This window comes from Streptomyces sp. NPDC020490 (assembly GCF_044335305.1).
In the GTDB taxonomy this organism is placed as follows: domain Bacteria; phylum Actinomycetota; class Actinomycetes; order Streptomycetales; family Streptomycetaceae; genus Streptomyces.
The window spans coordinates 62,903-80,357 of record NZ_JBIRUY010000014.1 but is presented as its reverse complement, the minus strand read 5'-3'; the positions used below and the strand labels follow the sequence as shown (position 1 = coordinate 80,357).

The 17,455-nt window shown below is 75.0% G+C and carries 8 protein-coding genes; 3 read left to right on the top strand and 5 right to left on the bottom strand.

Translation table 11 applies throughout. The features are described 5' to 3' along the window. Nucleotides 1-147 precede the first annotated feature (147 nt). Together ACH4ZX_RS16930 and ACH4ZX_RS16925 are read left to right on the top strand one after the other, a co-directional pair. Nucleotides 148-804, top strand: coding sequence for a histidine phosphatase family protein (locus tag ACH4ZX_RS16930; protein ID WP_398272819.1), 657 nt, complete (start codon nt 148-150; stop codon nt 802-804). Nucleotides 805-990: 186 nt separating this feature from the next. Further along, complete coding sequence (locus ACH4ZX_RS16925) at nt 991-2,610, top strand: ABC-F family ATP-binding cassette domain-containing protein (RefSeq protein WP_398272818.1); 1,620 nt, start codon at nt 991-993, stop codon at nt 2,608-2,610. 101 nt (nt 2,611-2,711) lie between these two features. Here the strand turns inward: ACH4ZX_RS16925 and ACH4ZX_RS16920 are convergent, their stop codons facing one another. Next, nucleotides 2,712-3,827, bottom strand: coding sequence for a Vms1/Ankzf1 family peptidyl-tRNA hydrolase (locus ACH4ZX_RS16920; RefSeq protein ID WP_398272816.1), 1,116 nt, complete (start codon nt 3,825-3,827; stop codon nt 2,712-2,714). 57 nt (nt 3,828-3,884) lie between these two features. Here ACH4ZX_RS16920 and ACH4ZX_RS16915 point away from each other — a divergent pair, with 57 nt between their 5' ends. Further along, entirely contained in the window at nt 3,885-4,163 is a 279-nt protein-coding gene (locus ACH4ZX_RS16915) for a DUF6158 family protein (protein WP_360755323.1), read from the top strand. Between the two features lie 197 nt (nt 4,164-4,360). Here the strand turns inward: ACH4ZX_RS16915 and ACH4ZX_RS16910 are convergent, their stop codons facing one another. The 4 genes from ACH4ZX_RS16910 to ACH4ZX_RS16895 all read right to left on the bottom strand — a co-directional run bounded on the left by ACH4ZX_RS16910 (nt 4,361) and on the right by ACH4ZX_RS16895 (nt 17,449). Next, the gene (locus ACH4ZX_RS16910; RefSeq protein WP_398272814.1) at nt 4,361-4,903 is read right to left on the bottom strand and encodes a type 1 glutamine amidotransferase domain-containing protein; all 543 of its coding nucleotides are present in this window, start codon (nt 4,901-4,903) and stop codon (nt 4,361-4,363) included. Nucleotides 4,904-4,952: 49 nt separating this feature from the next. Continuing rightward, nucleotides 4,953-5,384 carry a CBS domain-containing protein gene (locus ACH4ZX_RS16905; protein ID WP_398272812.1) on the bottom strand — a complete coding sequence of 144 codons (432 nt, stop codon included), beginning with the start codon at nt 5,382-5,384 and terminating at the stop codon, nt 4,953-4,955. Between the two features lie 86 nt (nt 5,385-5,470). Next, nucleotides 5,471-5,863: a DUF2795 domain-containing protein gene (locus tag ACH4ZX_RS16900; RefSeq protein ID WP_398272811.1), complete on the bottom strand. Its 393-nt coding sequence runs from the start codon at nt 5,861-5,863 to the stop codon at nt 5,471-5,473. A gap of 132 nt (nt 5,864-5,995) precedes the next feature. Beyond that, a complete protein-coding gene (locus ACH4ZX_RS16895) occupies nt 5,996-17,449 on the bottom strand; it encodes a hypothetical protein (protein ID WP_398272809.1) in 11,454 nt (3,817 codons plus the stop codon). Nucleotides 17,450-17,455 lie beyond the last annotated feature (6 nt).

The window sequence follows — 17,455 nt, the reverse complement described above, 5'->3', positions numbered from 1 at the left end:
GCCGAATGATGAGACCCAGGTTTTGCCATGTGGACTGACGGCTCGTCAGCGCGGTTCGGGCACCGGCCGGGGCTGGTCCCGTGCGGGTACGCTGAGCAGGCCGTTGCCGCGCACGGCGGGCGGTGACCGACACGCGGAGGTCCCTGGATGCGTCTGCTCCTCATCCGGCACGGCCAGACCCCCACCAACGTCCGGGCGCTGCTGGACACCGCCGCCCCGGGCCCCGGCCTGACCGCGCTCGGCGAGCGGCAGGCCGCCGCGCTGCCGACGGCGCTCGCCGGCGAGGAGATCGACGTCCTGTACGCCTCCACCCTGGTCCGCACCCAGCTCACCGCCGCCCCGCTGGCCGCCGTGCGCGGCCTCGGCGTGGTCGTCCGGGAGGGCATCCGGGAGCTGTCCGCCGGCGACCTGGAGATGCTGCCCGGCGACTCCGAGCAGGGGGCGCTGTACCTGAGGACGGTGTTCGCCTGGGCGGCCGGGGAGACGCGGCTGCGGATGCCGGGCGGCGAGACCGGAGCCGATGCGCTCGCGCGGTACGACGCCGTCGTCGCGGAGGCCGCCCGCAGCGGGGCGGCCACGGTGGCCATGGTCAGCCACGGCGCGGCGATCCGGGTGTGGACCGCGGCCCGCGCGGGCAACGTCGACGTCTCCTTCGCCGCCGCCCGCCCCCTCGCCAACACGGGCGTCGTGGTCCTGGAGGGCTCCCCGTCCGACGGCTGGACGGCGCTGCGGTGGGCGGGCGCGACGGTGTCCCCGGCCGGCGAGGGCGGCCCGGCGGGACGGCCGGTCACCGAGGCCGGATGAGGGTGGGCCCGGATGAGGGTGGGCCCGGACAAGCCTGCGGCCGGACAAGCCTGCGGCCGGACAAGCCTGCGGCCGGACAAGCCTGCGGCCGGACAAGCGTGCGGCCGGACAAGCGTGCGGCCGGACATGGGTTTGCCCGGATAAGCGTTTGCCCCGGTGAGCGCACCACCCGCACAATGCCCTCCCATGGGACATCTGGAAGCCGCGCACCTCGAGTACCACCTCCCCGATGGCAGGACGCTGCTCGGTGACGTGTCCTTCCGGGTGGGCGAGGGGGCCGTCGTCGCCCTCGTCGGACCGAACGGCGCCGGCAAGACGACCCTGCTGCGGCTGATCTCCGGCGAGCTGAAGCCGCACGGCGGGAGCGTCACCGTCAGCGGCGGCCTCGGCGTGATGCGCCAGTTCGTGGGCTCCGTACGGGACGAGACAACCGTGCGCGACCTGCTGGTGTCGGTCGCGCCGCCCCGCGTCCGCGAAGCCGCGCGGGCCGTCGACGAGGCCGAGCACGCCATCATGACCGTCGACGACGAGGCCGCCCAGATGCGGTACGCGCAGGCCCTCGCCGACTGGGCCGAGGCCCGCGGGTACGAGGCGGAGACGCTGTGGGACATGTGCACCACGGCCGCGCTCGGCGTGCCGTACGAGAAGGCGCAGTGGCGGCTGGTGCGCACCCTCTCCGGCGGCGAGCAGAAACGGCTCGTGCTGGAGGCGCTGCTGCGCGGCACCGACGAGGTGCTGCTGCTCGACGAGCCCGACAACTACCTCGACGTGCCCGGCAAACGCTGGCTGGAGGAGCGGCTGGCGGAGACCCGCAAGACGGTTCTGTTCGTCTCCCACGACCGCGAACTCCTCGCCCGCGCCGCCCAGAAGATCGTGTCCGTGGAACCCGGCCCGGCGGGCGCCGACGCCTGTGTGCACGGCGGCGGCTTCGCCACCTACCACGAGGCCCGGCGCGAACGCTTCGCCCGTTTCGAGGAGTTGCGCAGGCGCTGGGACGAGAAGCACGCCCAGCTGAAGAAGCTCGTGCTGAACCTGCGTCAGGCGGCCACCGTCAGCCACGAGCTGGCGTCCCGCTACCAGGCGGCCCAGACCCGTCTGCGCAAGTTCGAGGAGGCCGGGCCGCCGCCGGAGCCGCCGCGCGAGCAGGACATCACCATGCGCCTGAAGGGCGGCCGCACCGGCATCCGCGCCGTCACCTGCGAGCAGCTCGAACTCACCGGCCTGATGAAACCCTTCGACCTGGAGGTCTTCTACGGCGAACGGGTGGCCGTCCTCGGCTCCAACGGCTCCGGCAAGTCGCACTTCCTGCGCCTGCTGGCCGGCGAGGACGTGGCGCACACCGGCCGCTGGAAGCTCGGGGCGCGCGTCGTGCCCGGCCACTTCGCGCAGACCCACGTCCACCCCGAGCTGCGGGGCCGTCCGCTGCTGGACATCCTGTGGCAGGAGCACTCGCAGGACCGCGGCGCCGCCATGTCGCGGCTGCGCCGCTACGAACTGACCGCCCAGGCCGAGCAGCCCTTCGACAAGCTCTCCGGCGGCCAGCAGGCCCGCTTCCAGATCCTGCTGCTGGAACTGGCGGGCGTCACCGCCCTGCTGCTCGACGAGCCGACCGACAACCTGGACCTGGAGTCCGCGGAGGCGCTCCAGGAGGGCCTGGAGGCCTTCGAGGGCACGGTCCTCGCGGTCACCCACGACCGCTGGTTCGCCCGCTCCTTCGACCGCTACCTGGTCTTCGGCAGCGACGGCCGGGTCCGGGAGACCCCGGAACCGGTGTGGGACGAACGGCGGGTCGAACGGGTGAGGTGACAGGCGGTGACGCGGCGGGCCGAGGGGTGAGGGGTGAGGTGACGGCCGACGGGCCGAGGAGGCCCGGTACCCGCCGACCGCCGTCTGCGGGGCTCGGAGCCCTAGGACCAGCGCAGCAGCGCGCCCAGGCCGCCCACCGGGGCCTCCTCCCGGGCCGCCCCGGCAGCCGGGGTGACCGACAGCGCGGGGGCTCCCGTGGCCACCGCGGACCGGATCAGCGCGTCGTCCGCACGCGCGGGCCAGGAGTGCTGCCCGCCGAGGATCCTCAGGTCCGTACGGCGCACCGCCAGCTGGTCCGGGTCCTCGCCGATCCACACCTCGCGGTGCGCGTCCGGACCGTCGGGGAGGATCAGCAGCTCGTCGATGCGGTGCTCGCGGGCGGCCTCGACCAGCGCCGGCACGCCCTCCACCGCCGAGCCGCGCCCCTCGGCGTCCGGGCGGCGGGCCGCGCGGAAGCGCTCCAGCTCGCGGGTGGCCCGCCGCCGGACGTGCTCGGCGCGCGCCTGCTCGACGTCCTCGTCCAGCAGCCGGCTGCCGATGCCGTGCGGGGCGTCGACGACCAGATCAGCGAGCCGCCCGGGCAGCCGCTCGCGCACGGCCCGCCGCGCCCGGTCGTCGCCCACCAGGATCAGCAGGTCGGCCAGCGTCTCCTCCTGCGCGACGGCGAGCGCGTCGGCGATCTCGCCCGCGTTGTGCTCCCAGGTGTTCTCCACCTTCAGCTGGAACTGCCGCTCCGACCAGTCGACCGTGCCCGTACGGCGCACCGGCCACTGGCGTCCGGAGACCGGACCGGCGTCCCGCCGGTCCAGCGCGCCGCGCAGCTCGAAGTCGGCGCCCTTGCGGTCGATGTACGCCACCACGCACACCGGGTCCTCGCCGGCCAGCTCCAGCAGCGGCGCGGTGTGCGGCAGCGGCGCCCAGTGGGCGCTGTCGCGCCGCGGGGGCCGGGCCAGCGGCGGGTCCAGGACCACCCTGCCCGCGCGTGCGAACAGGGCCCGCCCGGGCGGCTCCGGGAAGAGCCGGAGTTCCTCCAGCGCCTCCCGCACCGCCCGGCAGGTCGCATCGTCCGCCCCCTGTCCGGACAGCTCCCGGGACAGGGCCTCGGCCGTCAGCCGCCGCTCGTGGGAGGCGTCCTCCGGGTGCCGTGAGGTGTCGACGTACACGGAGGCCCAGGGCCCGGGATGTTCGTACAGTGGGTGCAGAAACGCGAGGTCCATGGCTCCCTCCCGGACATCGCTCGCGGGTAGTGCTCACCGGGCGGGTACCCGGACCTCATGGACGAACACGACGAGCGGGTGGCCACCATGACCGGAGTCGAACCCAGTCGGCTGGACGACCAGCAGCTCATGAAGGAGCTGGAGACGATCCACCGCACGCGTCACGACACCCTGCTGTACGGCTCGAACGACGCGCTGCGCACCCACAACGAACGCATGGCCCAGCTGGAGGGCGAGTACCTGCGCCGCAACCCGCGGCGTCCGGTCGCCGCCGGCCGCACGCGGGAAGGGGCCCGGGAACGCAAGGGCGGGGAGTCCGCGACTCCCCGCGCCTGAACAGCCGGCACCGCCGGACCCGGACGACAGCCCGGACACCCGGATCGCCGTCGGCCGGACACCCGATTCGCCGCCCGGCCGGACACCCGGATCGCCGCCGGCCGGGCAGCGGCCGACGGCGATCCGGGGCGGTTCGGGCTGTCGTCCGGGCCGGCCGGCGTCCAGGTGTCGTTCCTGGCCGGCGTCCGGGCCGTCCGTCAGCCCGCGCCTTCCGGGAACACCCGCAGGAACGCGTCGCAGAACGCCTTCAGGTCGCCCGGCTTACGGCTGGTGACCAGCTTGTTGGGGCCGTGGTCACAGATCTCGACCTGCTCGTCGACCCAGGTGCCGCCCGCGTTGCGGACGTCCGTCCGCAGGCTCGGCCAGGACGTCAGCACCCGGCCGCGCACGACGTCCGCCTCGATCAGCGTCCAGGGGGCGTGGCAGATCGCCGCGACCGGACGGCCCTGGTCGAAGAAGTCCCGGACGAACGCCACCGCCTTCCCGTCCATGCGCAGGAAGTCCGGGTTGGCGACGCCGCCCGGCAGCACGAGGGCGCCGAAGGAGCCGGCCGAGGTCTCACCCACCACCTCGTCCACGGGGAACGTGTCCGCCTTGTCGAGATGGTGGAACGCCCGCACCTTCCCGGACCTCGTCGACACGAGCACGGGCTCGTGGCCCGCGTCGCGCGCCGCCTGCCAAGGGTCGGTGAGCTCGATCTGCTCGACGCCCTCGGGTGCGGTCAGGAATGCGATGCGCATGGTGAATCAGGTTCCTTTCGTCGCGGGTCTCGTGCCCGTCAGGTGCCCGTCAGGCGGTTCCCCGGCCGTCCGGCTCGGCGCGGCTGATGTCGGCGAGGGCCGAACCGGGGTCCTCGGCCTCGGCCAGGTCGCCGAGGCTGATCACGCCCACCGGCAGCCCGTCCTCGACGACCGGCAGCCGCCGCACGGCATGCGCCCGCATCAGCGCGACGGCCGCCGACACGGGATCGTCCGGCCCGACCACCACCGGGTCCGGCGTGCACACGGACTGCGCGCTCACCGTCAGCGGGTCGGCGCCGTCGGCGACCGCCCGCACCGTGATGTCACGGTCGGTGAGGACACCGACCACGCGCTGCCCGTCGGCCACCAGGACGTCACCGATGTCCTGCGTGCGCATCAGCTGCGCCGCCTCGACGAGTGAGGCGTCGGGCCGGACAGCCACCGCGCCCGGCCGCATGACCTCCCTCACGAAATCAGCCATCTGGCCCTTTCCTCCGTTTCCCGGCCGTCGGGGTGGAGCGGCCGACTCCTGCACGACGCCGCCCTCGGTACCCCCGGCCCGGGTGCCTATGCGTTCTCCTCGCGCCCGCTCGAGACCACGGCCTCGGCCAGCTGCTGGACGGTGGTGAACCGCGCGGTGCGCGGCAGCCGTTCCACCGCCTCGACCACGGTCTCCGGCGCGTACACCCGGCGCAGCGCGCGGGCGAGCTTGTGGGCGTCCGCGGGGAACACCTGACGGCCCAGGAGGCGGGCCAGCTCCAGACGGACGGCGCTCAGGGAGGCCGTCGAGCCGCCGGGCACCACGGGCCCGCCCGCGACCTCCGGGTCGTCGTCGGCGGTCGGTTCGGGGTCCTGCCACTCCTCGGTCCGGGTGGGGCGCCCGGACCTGAGCAGACCCTGCAGTTCGTGCTTCATCTCGTCGTCGCGGTGGACGCTCAGCCGGTCACTGCCTCGTTGCATGGCTCCCTCCACATCTTCGGGGGTCAGCTCCGCGTACCCGCGCACCGGAGGCCGACACCGGGTTCCCGCGGCCGGTACCCGTTCGGCGCGGGTCCGCGCCGAACGGGTCGCACTACGGCGCCTCCGTCTCCGTCACGGCGGGGGAGCCAGGGAGGACGAGACGTGGCGCAGCTGGAGGAGCGGGCGCTGCAGCGAAGGATCGACGGAGGAGTGCAGGGTGATGCGGAACGCCCAGGCGCCGTCGTCCTCGGCCGGCTGCTCGCGCAGCCGCCAGGCGTCCAGCGCGGCGGTCAGGTCCGTGGGCGTCGCCGCCTCGTCGTAGGTGCCCAGGGTCGACTGCACGACCGGCAGGAGCGCGGTCAGCGGCGGCTCGCCGGGCACGAGCGTGTAGGCGTAGCGGGCGCCCACGGCGATCGGCCGGCCGGCCGGGTCGCCGTCGAAGAGGGCCTCGAACAGCGCGCCCAGCGGCTGCTCCGGCCAGGGGGCGATCGGCACGGTGTCGCTGATGTCGATGTAGGGCACGACCGGCTCGGGACAACCCGTCTCCGGGGTGCGGTACACGAAATCCGGCGCTGTCCCGGGCCACTCCTCGCCCAGGAGACCGGCGTTGCGCGTGACCCGGACACTGGCCGAGGCGTTCTGGTACCTCGCGATGTGCACGCGGGGAAACGTCAACTCCAGGGTGATCGGCCCCGAAGCGGGTACCTTCCGCGCCGGGATCGCGTAGGTACGGGCGGCCACGCCGTCGGCGGTGTCCGGGTCCGTTCCGCCCGCGGCCTCCCGTCGCAGGGGGATGCGCTCGCCGTCTCCGGTCACGCAGACCAGGTCGGGCCAGCCCACCTCGGCCGGGCCGGGTTCGGCCGGCCGGGTGAGCCGCAGGCCCGTGTACCAGCCCGCCTCGGCGGTCAGGCGCAGCGCGTACCGGTGCGTCTCGGTGGCCGGCGACGCCTCGGCCGTCGTGCGGGAAGCCGCCCCGGCGCGGTACCGGCCGCTCCAGTGGGTCTGCCAGGCGCCGGCGACCTCGGACGCGAGCCCGGCGAGCGTCCCGAGAGCCTCAGCCAGCACCGTCTCCTCGTCGGAGGGAGTGCCGTCGGGCGAGGGCTGCCAGTCCCGCAGGCCGGTGAGCAGGCCCAGCAGGGGCGCCGACACGGCGCTGTAGCGCGCCAGGGCGGTGAACAGCCCGTCGTCCGCCGCGGCGAGGGCCACGGTCGCCGTCCGGTTGAAGACCACCGTGAGGTCGATGGTGTCCTGTTCGGCCGGGTGGTGCCGCACCGCGCACCGGTACTGCCAGTGCAGCGCGTCCGCGAGGCCGGCGGCGGAGACGGGGACGAGTGCCTGGTGGTCGAGGAGGGTCGGCATCGCCGGATAGCCGCGCAGCGGGATCGGGACCCGCGGTGTGCCGAGATCGATGCTGATCCCAGCGGGGTCGTGGTCGGCCGGCGGGGAGAGGAAGGTGAGCCAGTCCGACCGCTCGTAGCCGTCGACGCCGGGCGCGATGCCGAACTCGATCTCCGGCAGCCGAAGGTGCGGCGCGAGGTCGACGACGGCGTGTTCGGCGGGGTCGGGCAGGGACAGCAGGAGGCTGAGCCGCCCGGGGCTCTCGCCGGGGTCACCGGAGTCGGCGAGCGAGATCTTCCCGCCCGACAGCGTGACCGACCCCGGGCCCGACGGGTCCACGCCTGCGCCGAGGACGGGAGAGGCGGTCAGCCGGGCGGAGGCGTCCGGCCAGACCGAGGTCACCCTGGTGTCGTACTGGAGGACGGCGGCGGTGTCGTAGCCGCGGGTGAGCGAGCGCAGCAGTTCCTGCCGCAGCGTTTCCACGGCCGCCGTCCGCGCGTCGGTGTCCTCGGCTCCGGGGACGTCGAGCACGGGGGCGAGGCCCTCGGCGACGGCCCCGGCCAGTCGCTCCTTGACGGCCACCAGGCCGTCCAGCGCGCCGGGGGCCAGCGCGTGGGCCGCGCGCACGTACGCGGGCGACAGGACGTCCTCGACGTCGGAGAGGAACGAGCGGGCCCACACCTCCGCGTCGGCTCCCTGGTAGTCGCGTTCCTCGTGCGTCGGAGTCGTTCCGCTCGCCGGGTCGAACACCGGCGTGCTCACCCGCGTCAGGCTGACGAGTGTCGTGGCCAGGGGCCGCAGGGCGAAGGTGCGGGGCTGCACGGTCCCGCGGATCGGCAGGGGTGCGCTGACCGCCACCGATCCGATGCCGCCCGTGCCGAACACCACCGCCCACACATCGGTGCCCGATGCCTGGCCGGTGGCCAGTCGGAGCGGCGGTACGGCGCTCTGCAGATCCTCGGCGAACGCCGCCGGCCCGCGGGCCCCGCCCTGCGCCGGGTCGGCGGTCCGGGAGGCCGGGACGGTGGTCCGGGCCCGGGTCGCCGACTCGGCGAGCGCCGGGTCGACCAGGGCGGGGTCGCGGGAGACCTCGACCGCCACGGTGACCGGGAAGACCGGCCCGGGGAAAGCCCAGCCCGCCGCACCGAGCCGCGCGGTCAGGCGGGCGGTGGCCGGGGGTACGAGCAGCAGGGCGCCAGGGCGTAGCACCGGGGCCGTGGCGTTGGCTTCGGCGACGGTGCCGAGGTCGGTGATGACGCCGCGGCGGTGCAGGCGTTCGACCACGGCGGTCAGCGTGTCGGACGGCGCGGTGACCTCGACGGGGTCGCTCCCGTCCGCTCCGGTCGTACCGGCGCGCAGCGGCCGGCCGGGCAGCAACAGGTCCGGTGTGCCCGCGTTGGCGGCCAGCAGTGCCGCCGCCGGGACGCCGAACGCGTCCGCGGCGGCCTCCGGGGTGACGCCGGTCTCCCCGGGCGACGCGGCGGGCACCACGCCGGGCGGGCAGATCAGCAGCGCACCGGGCGCCAGGACATGGGGGTCCTCGGCGAGCGCGGCGGCGAGCGCGTCCAGCGACACCGGCGGCGTGAACAGCGCGCGGACCTCGTCGAACGAGGCGGCCGCGGTCGTGGTCACCGAGGCGTCGCCGACGGTGACGGTGACCCCGGGCGCCACCGTTCCCGGCACGTCCGCGTTGACCCGTACCAGATCCGCGCCGGGGAACCGCTCGGCGAGGGCGGCGAGGGTGTCGTCCGCCCGCACCGTGTACGGCACCCGCAGCTCCTCCGGCGCGTCCGGCCAGGCCCACCGTCCGGGCACGACCGGCGCCGCGCCGGGCGGAAGCGGCGCGGACCCGTTGTGCCGCAGCAGCGCGCCCGGCGTGGTGCCGTGGGCCTCGGCGAAGCGGGCGAGCGTCTCGTCGGCCGGCAGGGGCGTGGGCTCGGTGGTGAGGAACACCGGGGTGCCGGGCGGGAACAGATCGGGTGTGCCGGTGTTCAGCGGCGCCAGGTCCGACGGCGTGCGGTGGGCGCCGTTGGCGGCCAGGGTGTCGCCGCTGACGGCCAGGTAGCCGTCGACGACGACGGAGGCGCCGGTGCGGAACATCCCCGGCCGGCCTGCGTTGAGCGCCACGATCTCCACCGCGGCGAGCGGCACGCCGTTGTCGTGGAAGACGCCGGTGACCCCGGCCAGGGTCGCCTCGCTCGCCGGGGGCTCGGTCGCGACGGCCACCTGGAGGCCGTCGACCTCGAACACGAAGCCGGGCGTGAGCAGCCCCGGCCGTGTCAGGTTGGCCGTGACCAGCCGGGCCACGGAGCAGCCGAGGGCGGCCGCCAGCACCGCCGCGGACGGGGAGCCGTCCGGCACGGTCTCCTCGTGCGGCGGCACGGTCAGTTCGGTGCCGGGGGCCAGCGGCAGGACGGTGTTGTCCTCGTCCAGCAGCACACCGACCGGGTCCGGCGGCGAGGGGAGCGCGGCGCACAGTGCCGTGACCGTGTCGCCGTGCCGGAAGGCGGCGGTCACCGGCACCGCCGCGCTGCCGCCGCCGACGAGCCGGCCCACCGGCGTGTCGGCGTTGGCGGCCGCCAGCGCGTCGAAGCCGGTCCCGTACCGCAGGCACACCTCGTCCGGAGTCGCGGCACCGGTCGCGACGGCGGAACCGACGGCGGCGAGGCAGCCGAGCAGCGTACCGGCCCCGGCGAGGTACCGGCGCAGCACCTCGACGTCGGCCGGCAGCGGGTCGGGGTCGGAGCCGGGGGACTGCTGCAGGGAGGTGAACAGCCGGGCGGTGACGTCCGGTTGCGCCAACTGCCAGTAGGCGGTGGCGAACCGCTCCCGGCCGTCGGCCGCCGCCGCGGCCGCGCTCGCGCCGGTGCCGGCGGGGCCGGGCTGATGGGCGACGGCCTGCAGGTCTACGGCGACCTCCAGGACGGCCCCTCCGTCACCGGCCTTCTGCACGGAATACCGGGTGGTCGTCGACGGCCACGCGCCGACGCCGAGGACCGGGTCGGTGTAGCGCACCGGCACGGACACCGGGCAGGGGTCGCCGGACCGGTTGCCGAACACGTCCCCGAACCACACCGCGAGCGTCGCCGGGGCGTCGGCGGTGACACCGGCGTACGGGTCGCCGTCGGCCGGCGGCACGCCCGGCACCCACCGGACGCGGGAGGCGGCGAAACGGCTGATGTCGACGGCCCGGGTGAACTCCCACACCGCCTCGGCGTCCTCCGTCGCCACCGGGAGCCCGAAGGCGTCGGCGGGGTCGGCGGGGCGTGGCGGGACCGGCCGACCCTCGCCGCTGCCGCGCAGGCCGGCCGTGGGCAGGACCTGGTAGCCCAGCAGCCCGTACAGGTGGCGCAACTGCCCCTGCGGGGTGGTGTCCTGGTCGTCCGGCCGGGCCAGTCGCGCGGTGAGACCGATCCGGCCGGGATCGACGCCGGCCGCCGACCGCGGTTCGGGTGGGTCCGAGCGCACCGACAGCGCCACCGTCGCCGGATCGACGCCGTCGCCGACGACGGCCACATTGGTGAAGGGCCGCAGATGCAGGTCGGGCGGTGACGCGTCCTGCGCGTCCTGCGCGGAGAGTCGCACGATCAGCGACAGCCCGGCGTTCCCGTCCTGGTCGAACAGCGCGTCGGGTACGTCGCCGGCCAGGTGCAGCCAGTACCCGCCGCCGCCCACCACGCTGCACTCCCACAGCAGGGTGAGGAACCCCTCGGCGTCACCGAGGGCGGCCGTGTGCCGCACGGTGCCGGCCCGAGCGGTGGCCGGGCCGCTGCGGGTCACGGTCGAGAGGTTGGTGCGGGCGAGGAACGTCGAGGTGGGGCTCAGCGGGGAGGAGGTCAGCCCGTCGGGCCGGCCGGGCGCCGGTGGCAGCCGCCAGGCCAGGGTGAGTTCCGCCCGCTGCCCGGTCGCGGGCGCGTGCAGGTGCTCCAGCAGCAGCGCGAGGAGCTGCCGGTCGGCGGTGTCGGCGCCCAGCACCTCCACCGTCCCGGGCAGGCCGGGAACGCGCCGGACGGCGAACGGCACCAGCGTCGCCCACGCGTAGGAGACGAGTGCGGTGTACGTGGCGTGCGTGCCGGACCGCGGAACCGTCTGCTCCAGCACGTACGGGCCGGCGGCCGGATCGGAGCCGGCGCGCGCGACGAGATCGGCGGGCAGCCGCCACAGGGACAGCGGGCCGGTGGCGGCCGGCTGCAGCGGCACGTCCGCCGTCGTGTGCCAGGCGGTCATCCAGGTCACGGGATGCCGCACGCCCACCTGCCGGGACGCGGGCAGCGCGGCGGGCGGCGAGATCACCTCCGGTGCCAGACCGGTGGCCGGGTAGTGGGTGCGCAGGTCGTCCGCGGTGAGGGAGACGACGGCGGTCGCGGCCTCGTCCGCCGGCAGGATCGCGCCGTCGCCGACGACCGCGTCGGCGAAGGCCAGCCAGTCGGCGGGCGCGCTCTTGGCCACGGTGAACGTCACCGCAGGCGGCTCCGGTGGCGCGTCGGCCGGCGGCTCCGGCGGGGGCACCGGGCCGGTGACCTGCTGGCCGATCAGCTCGTAGAGACCGGTCATCGGTCCGGTGGCGTGGTAGGCGCCCTCCTCGTCGGGGACCGGCTCGGGCAGGCGCAGCCCGTGCAGCATGAACCGGGCGACCTGGCCGCTGACGGCGGTCAGGGCTGCACCGTCGTGCAGGGCGGAGAGCAGGTGGTCAAGACCGACGGCGGGCACGTCGGGGACGATCAGCGGTCGGCCGGGGTCCGGGGCGAGCAGGCCGGGGACCTCCGCGACGCGCCCGGCCAGGTCGGCCAGGCCGAGTCCGTGGGCCTGGGCGAGCCCGAGCAGCGTCTGGTGGGCGCCGGTGATGCCGCCCACGTCGGGGATCTCCACCGTGGTCAGCGGGGTCAGGACGTCGGCCGCGGCGATCCGCGCGTCGAACTCGGCCGGGTCCAGCAGCAGGCGCCCGGCCAGCGTGGCGAGGGTGTCACCGGGCTGGACGACCGCGGTGGCGCCGTCGGGGAGCAGGACGCCGTCCTGGCCGCCGGGGTTGGCCGTCCGCACCGCCTGGAGCCACTGCTCGAACTCCGAGCCGGGGACCAGGTTCTGCGCCAGCGCGGCGCGGGCGGCGACATCGAGGAGCGTGTCGCCCGGCAGGGTGGGCCAGGGGACGGGGACGGACGTCGTGTCGTCCGCCTGGTAGTGGTCGGGCACCAGGACCGTGCCGGGCAGCGGCTGCGCCAGCGGACCGTTCAGCCGGACGATCGCCTGCTGGTACCAGTCCGCCAGCGGCACGTCCCGGGGCAGCGCGTACCGCAGCCGCAGGTACAGGGCCGCCGCGGCCTGGTCGACCTGGTCCACCGTCAGCCCGGGGAGGCGGGCGGTGGCTCCGGCCAGGTCCAGCGCCGCCCCGGCGCGCAGCAGCGGCACGGCATCGCGCAGGTGCGCCAGCAGCGCGGCGAGGTCCGCCCGGTGGTCCGCGGCCAGCCCGGCGAGCGTCCGGCCGGCGCCGATGACGACCGGGAGCGGGCCCAGCCGGTAGTCCACGCCCTCGGCGACGGCCCACTCCGGGTTGGCCAGGGCGATCGCGGCGGGCGTGACGGCGACCGTGACGTCGAGCGGAGCAGCCCTCCGGGGGGCCAGGCTGTCCGGCAGATCCGGGTTGAGCGCGGTCAGTTCGGCCGCCGAGACCCCCAGGCGGGACGCCGCCTCCTCGACCCCGTCGCCCGGTGCCGCGTCGAGCGTCACGGTGGCCGTCGGGAAGCCGCGGGCGACCGACCCCAGCGAGTCACCTGGGCCGACCTGGTACGGGTACGCCGCCAGCAGGTCCGCGGCGGCCTGCGCGGTGGCGCGGGCCAGCAGGCGGACGTAGTCCCGCAGCACGAAGGTGGCCATCGACTCGCCCGGCGCGGCGGCGGCCGCCGCCAGGCGGACCTCGGGGGAGGGGCGGTCGGACGCGGGGCGCGGGTCGAGGTCGGCGAAGTACGCCAGCGCCTCGGCCTCGTAGCCGGCGTCGACCATGCGGTGCACGGCGAAGTCGCGGGCGCCGTCGTGGTCCGGGTCGGGCAGGCCGGTCGCCGTCCAGCCGAGCACCGGCGGCATCGGGAACGGCACCCCGGTGATGTCCGGGGGCGGGCCGCCGGCCGGGGTGCCGTGTACGACCAGGCTCACGTTGCCCGTGAGGAACCCGGCGATGTTGGCCCAGGTGAGCCCGGACTCCGCCGTCTCGGGCAGCGCCAACTGCTCGACCAGCTCGGACAGTTCCGCGGCGGTGACGACCACGCCGTCGGCGGCGACGTCGACGCCGAGCGCGTGCAGGGACCAGCGCAGCACGGCCTCGGCGAGCGTGTTGAACGAGGTGTCGGCCGGTGTGTCGGCCAGCGCGTTCCGCGACACGTCCGGCCGCAGGGCCTCCGCGATGGTGGTCGCCCCGACCGGGACCGCGCCGTCCACGATCAGGGTGAGGACGAGGCGGTAACCGGGGGCCGGGTTCGCCGGCTGCGCCGTTCCCGTCCAGTCGACCGGGACGTCGGCGATCGTGTACGCGGGCACGAGCATCGCGTGCGCGGTCCTGGCCCGGCCGCCGGGGAAGACCCGGGCGTCCGGATCGAAGACGAGCCGGTACGGCGCCGCCACCGCGCCGATCGCCGGCCGCCCCGAGCCGATTGCCCGCCGGCCCGCGCCGATCGCCCGCCGGCCCGCGCCGATCGCCCGCCGGCCCGGGACGGCGCCGGAGGTCAGGCGGCGGGCGGCGCTCAGGCTGCGGGTGGCGGTGCCCGGCGCGACCCGCCAGGGCGGGGTGCTGTCGGCGCCGAGGGTGAAGGAGGCCGACAGGGTGAGGGAGAACGAGAAGGAGATCGTGACGAAGAGGATCCTGATTCTCGCGGAGGCCCGCACCGACACACTGAGGGAGACGGTCGCGGCGCGGTAGGCCTCCAGCTCGACGGTGGCCAGCGCGGTGATGCTCAGATCGATGTCGACGGCGATGACCTTGAAGTCGACCGATCCGTAGAGCCGTCCGGTGATGCCGACGGTGCCCTTGCACCAGTAGAACAGCTCGGTGTCCCGGCCGTCGTCGTCCGGGTGGAACCAGGCCAGCGCGCCCTCGACGATCAGCACGTTGGTCAGGTACAGCCCGGCCCGCAGCGGCCCCTGCTCGTAGGTGCGGCCGGTGCCGAAGGACAGGCCGATGCCCAGCTCGATCACCGGGCTGAAGGTGCCGTTGGTGATCTGCGGGACGCGGCTGGAGGTGGCGCCGCTGAGCAGGCCGAAGTAGAGACCGCCCCGCCCGATGTACGGACCGGCCTCGACGGCGAACGAGTCGCTGAAGTCGCCGCCTGCGGGGAAGCCCAGATCCACGCGGAAGTTGCCGTTGGTGTAGATGTCCACGGCGATGGCGCCGAGCGTCACCGAGAACAGCTCGAACTGCAACTGCCGCAGCGAGTAGGGGATCTCCAGGCGGGCGTGGAAGACGCCGATGCCGTCGGTGACCTTGCGGTAGAGCAGTTCGACGCTCAGCCCGGCCAGCGAGCCGGCCTGCGGACCGCTCAGCGTGACCAGCATGCCGAACAGGTCGGGGTCGTGCATCGCCAGTTGCAGGGCGACGGTGTCCATCACCTTCGCGTCGAGCGCCAGCAGCCATCCGCTCGCCGGGTCGAACGCCAGCACCACGGGGTCGACCGGCGGCTGTCCGGCCACGGGGTCCACCGGGCGCATCGACGCGACCAGCGCGTCCACGATCCGCGGGATGCTCGTGGTGAGCGGGGGCAGGTTCTTCGGCGTCACATGCTGGCCGAGCCCCAGGTAGCGCAGGGAGAACAGGCGCTCGCCCAGGCCGGGCGGCTGCGGCGGAGCCTGGTTGACCGGATCCCAGGACACCGGCTTGGCGGTGGTGTCGCCGAGCATCCGCGCCGAGAGCGTGATGGAGACCGCGGGGGTGCCCGAGGAGTTGTCGTAGCGCAGGCCGACGGAGTCGATGGCGACGAAGCCCAGGTCGAGTCGGAGGTCGTAGCTGACGGAGACGACGTGCTGGGTCGGGTCGATGATCAGGGAGAGCCCGCTGAGGTCGATGCTGCCGAGGAAGTCCCAGGGCGGGTCGAGCCGGAAGGTGGCGTTGGGGTTCACCAGTGCCACCAGGTAGGTGAGCAGGTCGCCGAGGGTGCCGGTGAGGCGGATGGTGAGGACCTGCCGGTCGGGATCGGTCAGCCTCGTGGTCACCGCGCGCAGCGAGGCGTCGCGGTAGGCGATGGAGAAGGTGAAGTCGGGTTCCGCACCGGTCACCGAGACCTCGGCGGTGACCCCGAACCCGTTGACGGCGAACGTCCCGGACAGGCTGCCGGTGATCAGCGCGTCGCCGTCCACCTGCGGGGTGCCGCGCAGCGCGACGGCCAGCGCGTCGTCCTCGGGCGTGGCGGGCAGGCGCCGCTCGACGTCCACCGCCACGGTCAACTGCACCCTGATCCCGAGCAGTTCCTGGCCGATCCGGACCGACAGGGTGCCGTGGGCGCTGAAGGGGTTGCCGGACGCGGTGCTGAACAGCACGCCGAGGTCCGCCAGTTCGACGGCGAACGCGTCCAGCCAGGCCGGCCGCGGCAGCCTCAGCAGCGCGGTGACCAGACGCGGCAGGTCCAGGGACCCGCGCATGATCGCCCCGAACTCCCACACGCCGGTGCCGGGATACGCGGCCCGCACCAGCAACTGGACCGGCTCGGCCGCCGGGTCGGGCAGCGCGATCCGCCCCCATGCCTGGAGTGCGCCGCCGATGGCGTTCTGGGAGACCTCGACCTGGAGTTCGAGACCGGTCAGGGACAAGGTGACCGCCCCGGCGGAGATGTCCCACTGTCCGCCGATCTTCAAGCCCGCGGTGAGTTCCTTGCGGGTCAGTGAGGCGAGGAACTCCATCGACTCGACGACGAGTCGGGGGAAGTCCACCGCCGTGTCGCCGAAGAACACCCGGAACGCCTCGGCGACGTCGAACGGTTCCTCGGTACCGGCCCAGAAGGCCAGGTCGGGCAGGGCCAGTTCGACCGCGACGACGATGTCGGACACCTCCGCCCGGGACGGCAGCCCGCGCGCGGCGCGCCGGGCGTACGGCGCCATCGCCCCGGTCGACGAGACGGTCTTCTCCCCGAACCGCATGGTGCCGTACACCGCGCCGGTGACGAGCGGGCCGTCGTCCCCGCCGAAGTGGAACGCCCAGCGCGTACCGACCTCGTCGATGGTCAGGAACGGCACGGGCGGGTCCCACGGCTCGCTCGACCGGAGGTCGACCATGACGTACGACAGGCCGGGGCCGCCGAGGCCGACCGGCACGATGCCGAACGCGGCCTCCTTCAGCCCGAACGCGTCGAGCGGCGTGATCCCGGGCGGCAGCGCGAAGTCGGACGGGTCGCCGCCGGTGATGGCGAGCAGCGCCTGGATGCCGCCCGCCAGGCCGAGGGGGACGGAGAAGTCGGCCTCCAGCGGCCAGACGTAGTCGCCGGCCAGCAGCGGACCGCTGACGGTGGCCACGGTGACCGGTACGGTCGGCAGCTCCACGTCGGCGAAGAGCAGCACGGCCGAGCACGGCGCGCCCTGCTCGGGCAACGGCGCCGGGTCCGGATACTCGGTCGTCAGGATCAGGCCGACGGCGGAGACGGCCAGGCGCGCGATCTCCAGGCTGACGCCCGGCGCGGGGGCCCGCAGGTTGATCGCGGGCGGTCCGGCGGGCCGGAACTCCACGGTGCCGTCGGCGTAGAGCCGGTCGCCGAGGAAGTCGGCGTACGGGGCGAGGAGGTCGCTGCCGGGCGTCGCCCCGCCACGCAGCGGCAGCGTGCCCGACAGCCGCGGCGGTGCGTCCGGCTCGTTCGTGGCGTGCACCGCGGGCTGTTCGAGGATGAGCGGGGCGAGCACACTGTCGCCCAGGATCAGCCCGCCGCCGCCGCTCGCGTCGGCGGGCCGCCGGCTCGGGGGAAGCGCGTCCCCGAAGGCCGCGCCGAACGTCCAGGGGGCCGGTGTCCCCGCGTAGGTGAGGTCCAGCACGAGCAGGGCGCGGTCGGTGCCCTCCTGGGGGGTGCCGGTCAGGGTCAGCGCCCATGCGGTGCCCAGGTACGTGGTGGTCCCGGTGAGCCACGCGCTGACGTCGTCGCTGTCCACCGCGCCGCCCTCTACGGCAAGCCCGCCGGGCGCCCCGAGCGACGCCAGCAGATCCCCCAGCCCCACAGGCGTGTCACCGCCGAGCGCGCGGGCCTGGACCGCCGCCTGGAACGCGGCGCGGATGTCGGCAAGGGACATGGGAAC

Coding starts and splice junctions, on each gene's coding strand:
- ACH4ZX_RS16930 (WP_398272819.1), top strand. CDS start 148: ATGCGTCTGCTCCTCATCCGGCACGGCCAGACCCCCACCAACGTCCGG.
- ACH4ZX_RS16925 (WP_398272818.1), top strand. CDS start 991: ATGGGACATCTGGAAGCCGCGCACCTCGAGTACCACCTCCCCGATGGC.
- ACH4ZX_RS16920 (WP_398272816.1), bottom strand. CDS start 3,827: ATGGACCTCGCGTTTCTGCACCCACTGTACGAACATCCCGGGCCCTGG.
- ACH4ZX_RS16915 (WP_360755323.1), top strand. CDS start 3,885: ATGGACGAACACGACGAGCGGGTGGCCACCATGACCGGAGTCGAACCC.
- ACH4ZX_RS16910 (WP_398272814.1), bottom strand. CDS start 4,903: ATGCGCATCGCATTCCTGACCGCACCCGAGGGCGTCGAGCAGATCGAG.
- ACH4ZX_RS16905 (WP_398272812.1), bottom strand. CDS start 5,384: ATGGCTGATTTCGTGAGGGAGGTCATGCGGCCGGGCGCGGTGGCTGTC.
- ACH4ZX_RS16900 (WP_398272811.1), bottom strand. CDS start 5,863: ATGCAACGAGGCAGTGACCGGCTGAGCGTCCACCGCGACGACGAGATG.
- ACH4ZX_RS16895 (WP_398272809.1), bottom strand. CDS start 17,449: ATGTCCCTTGCCGACATCCGCGCCGCGTTCCAGGCGGCGGTCCAGGCC.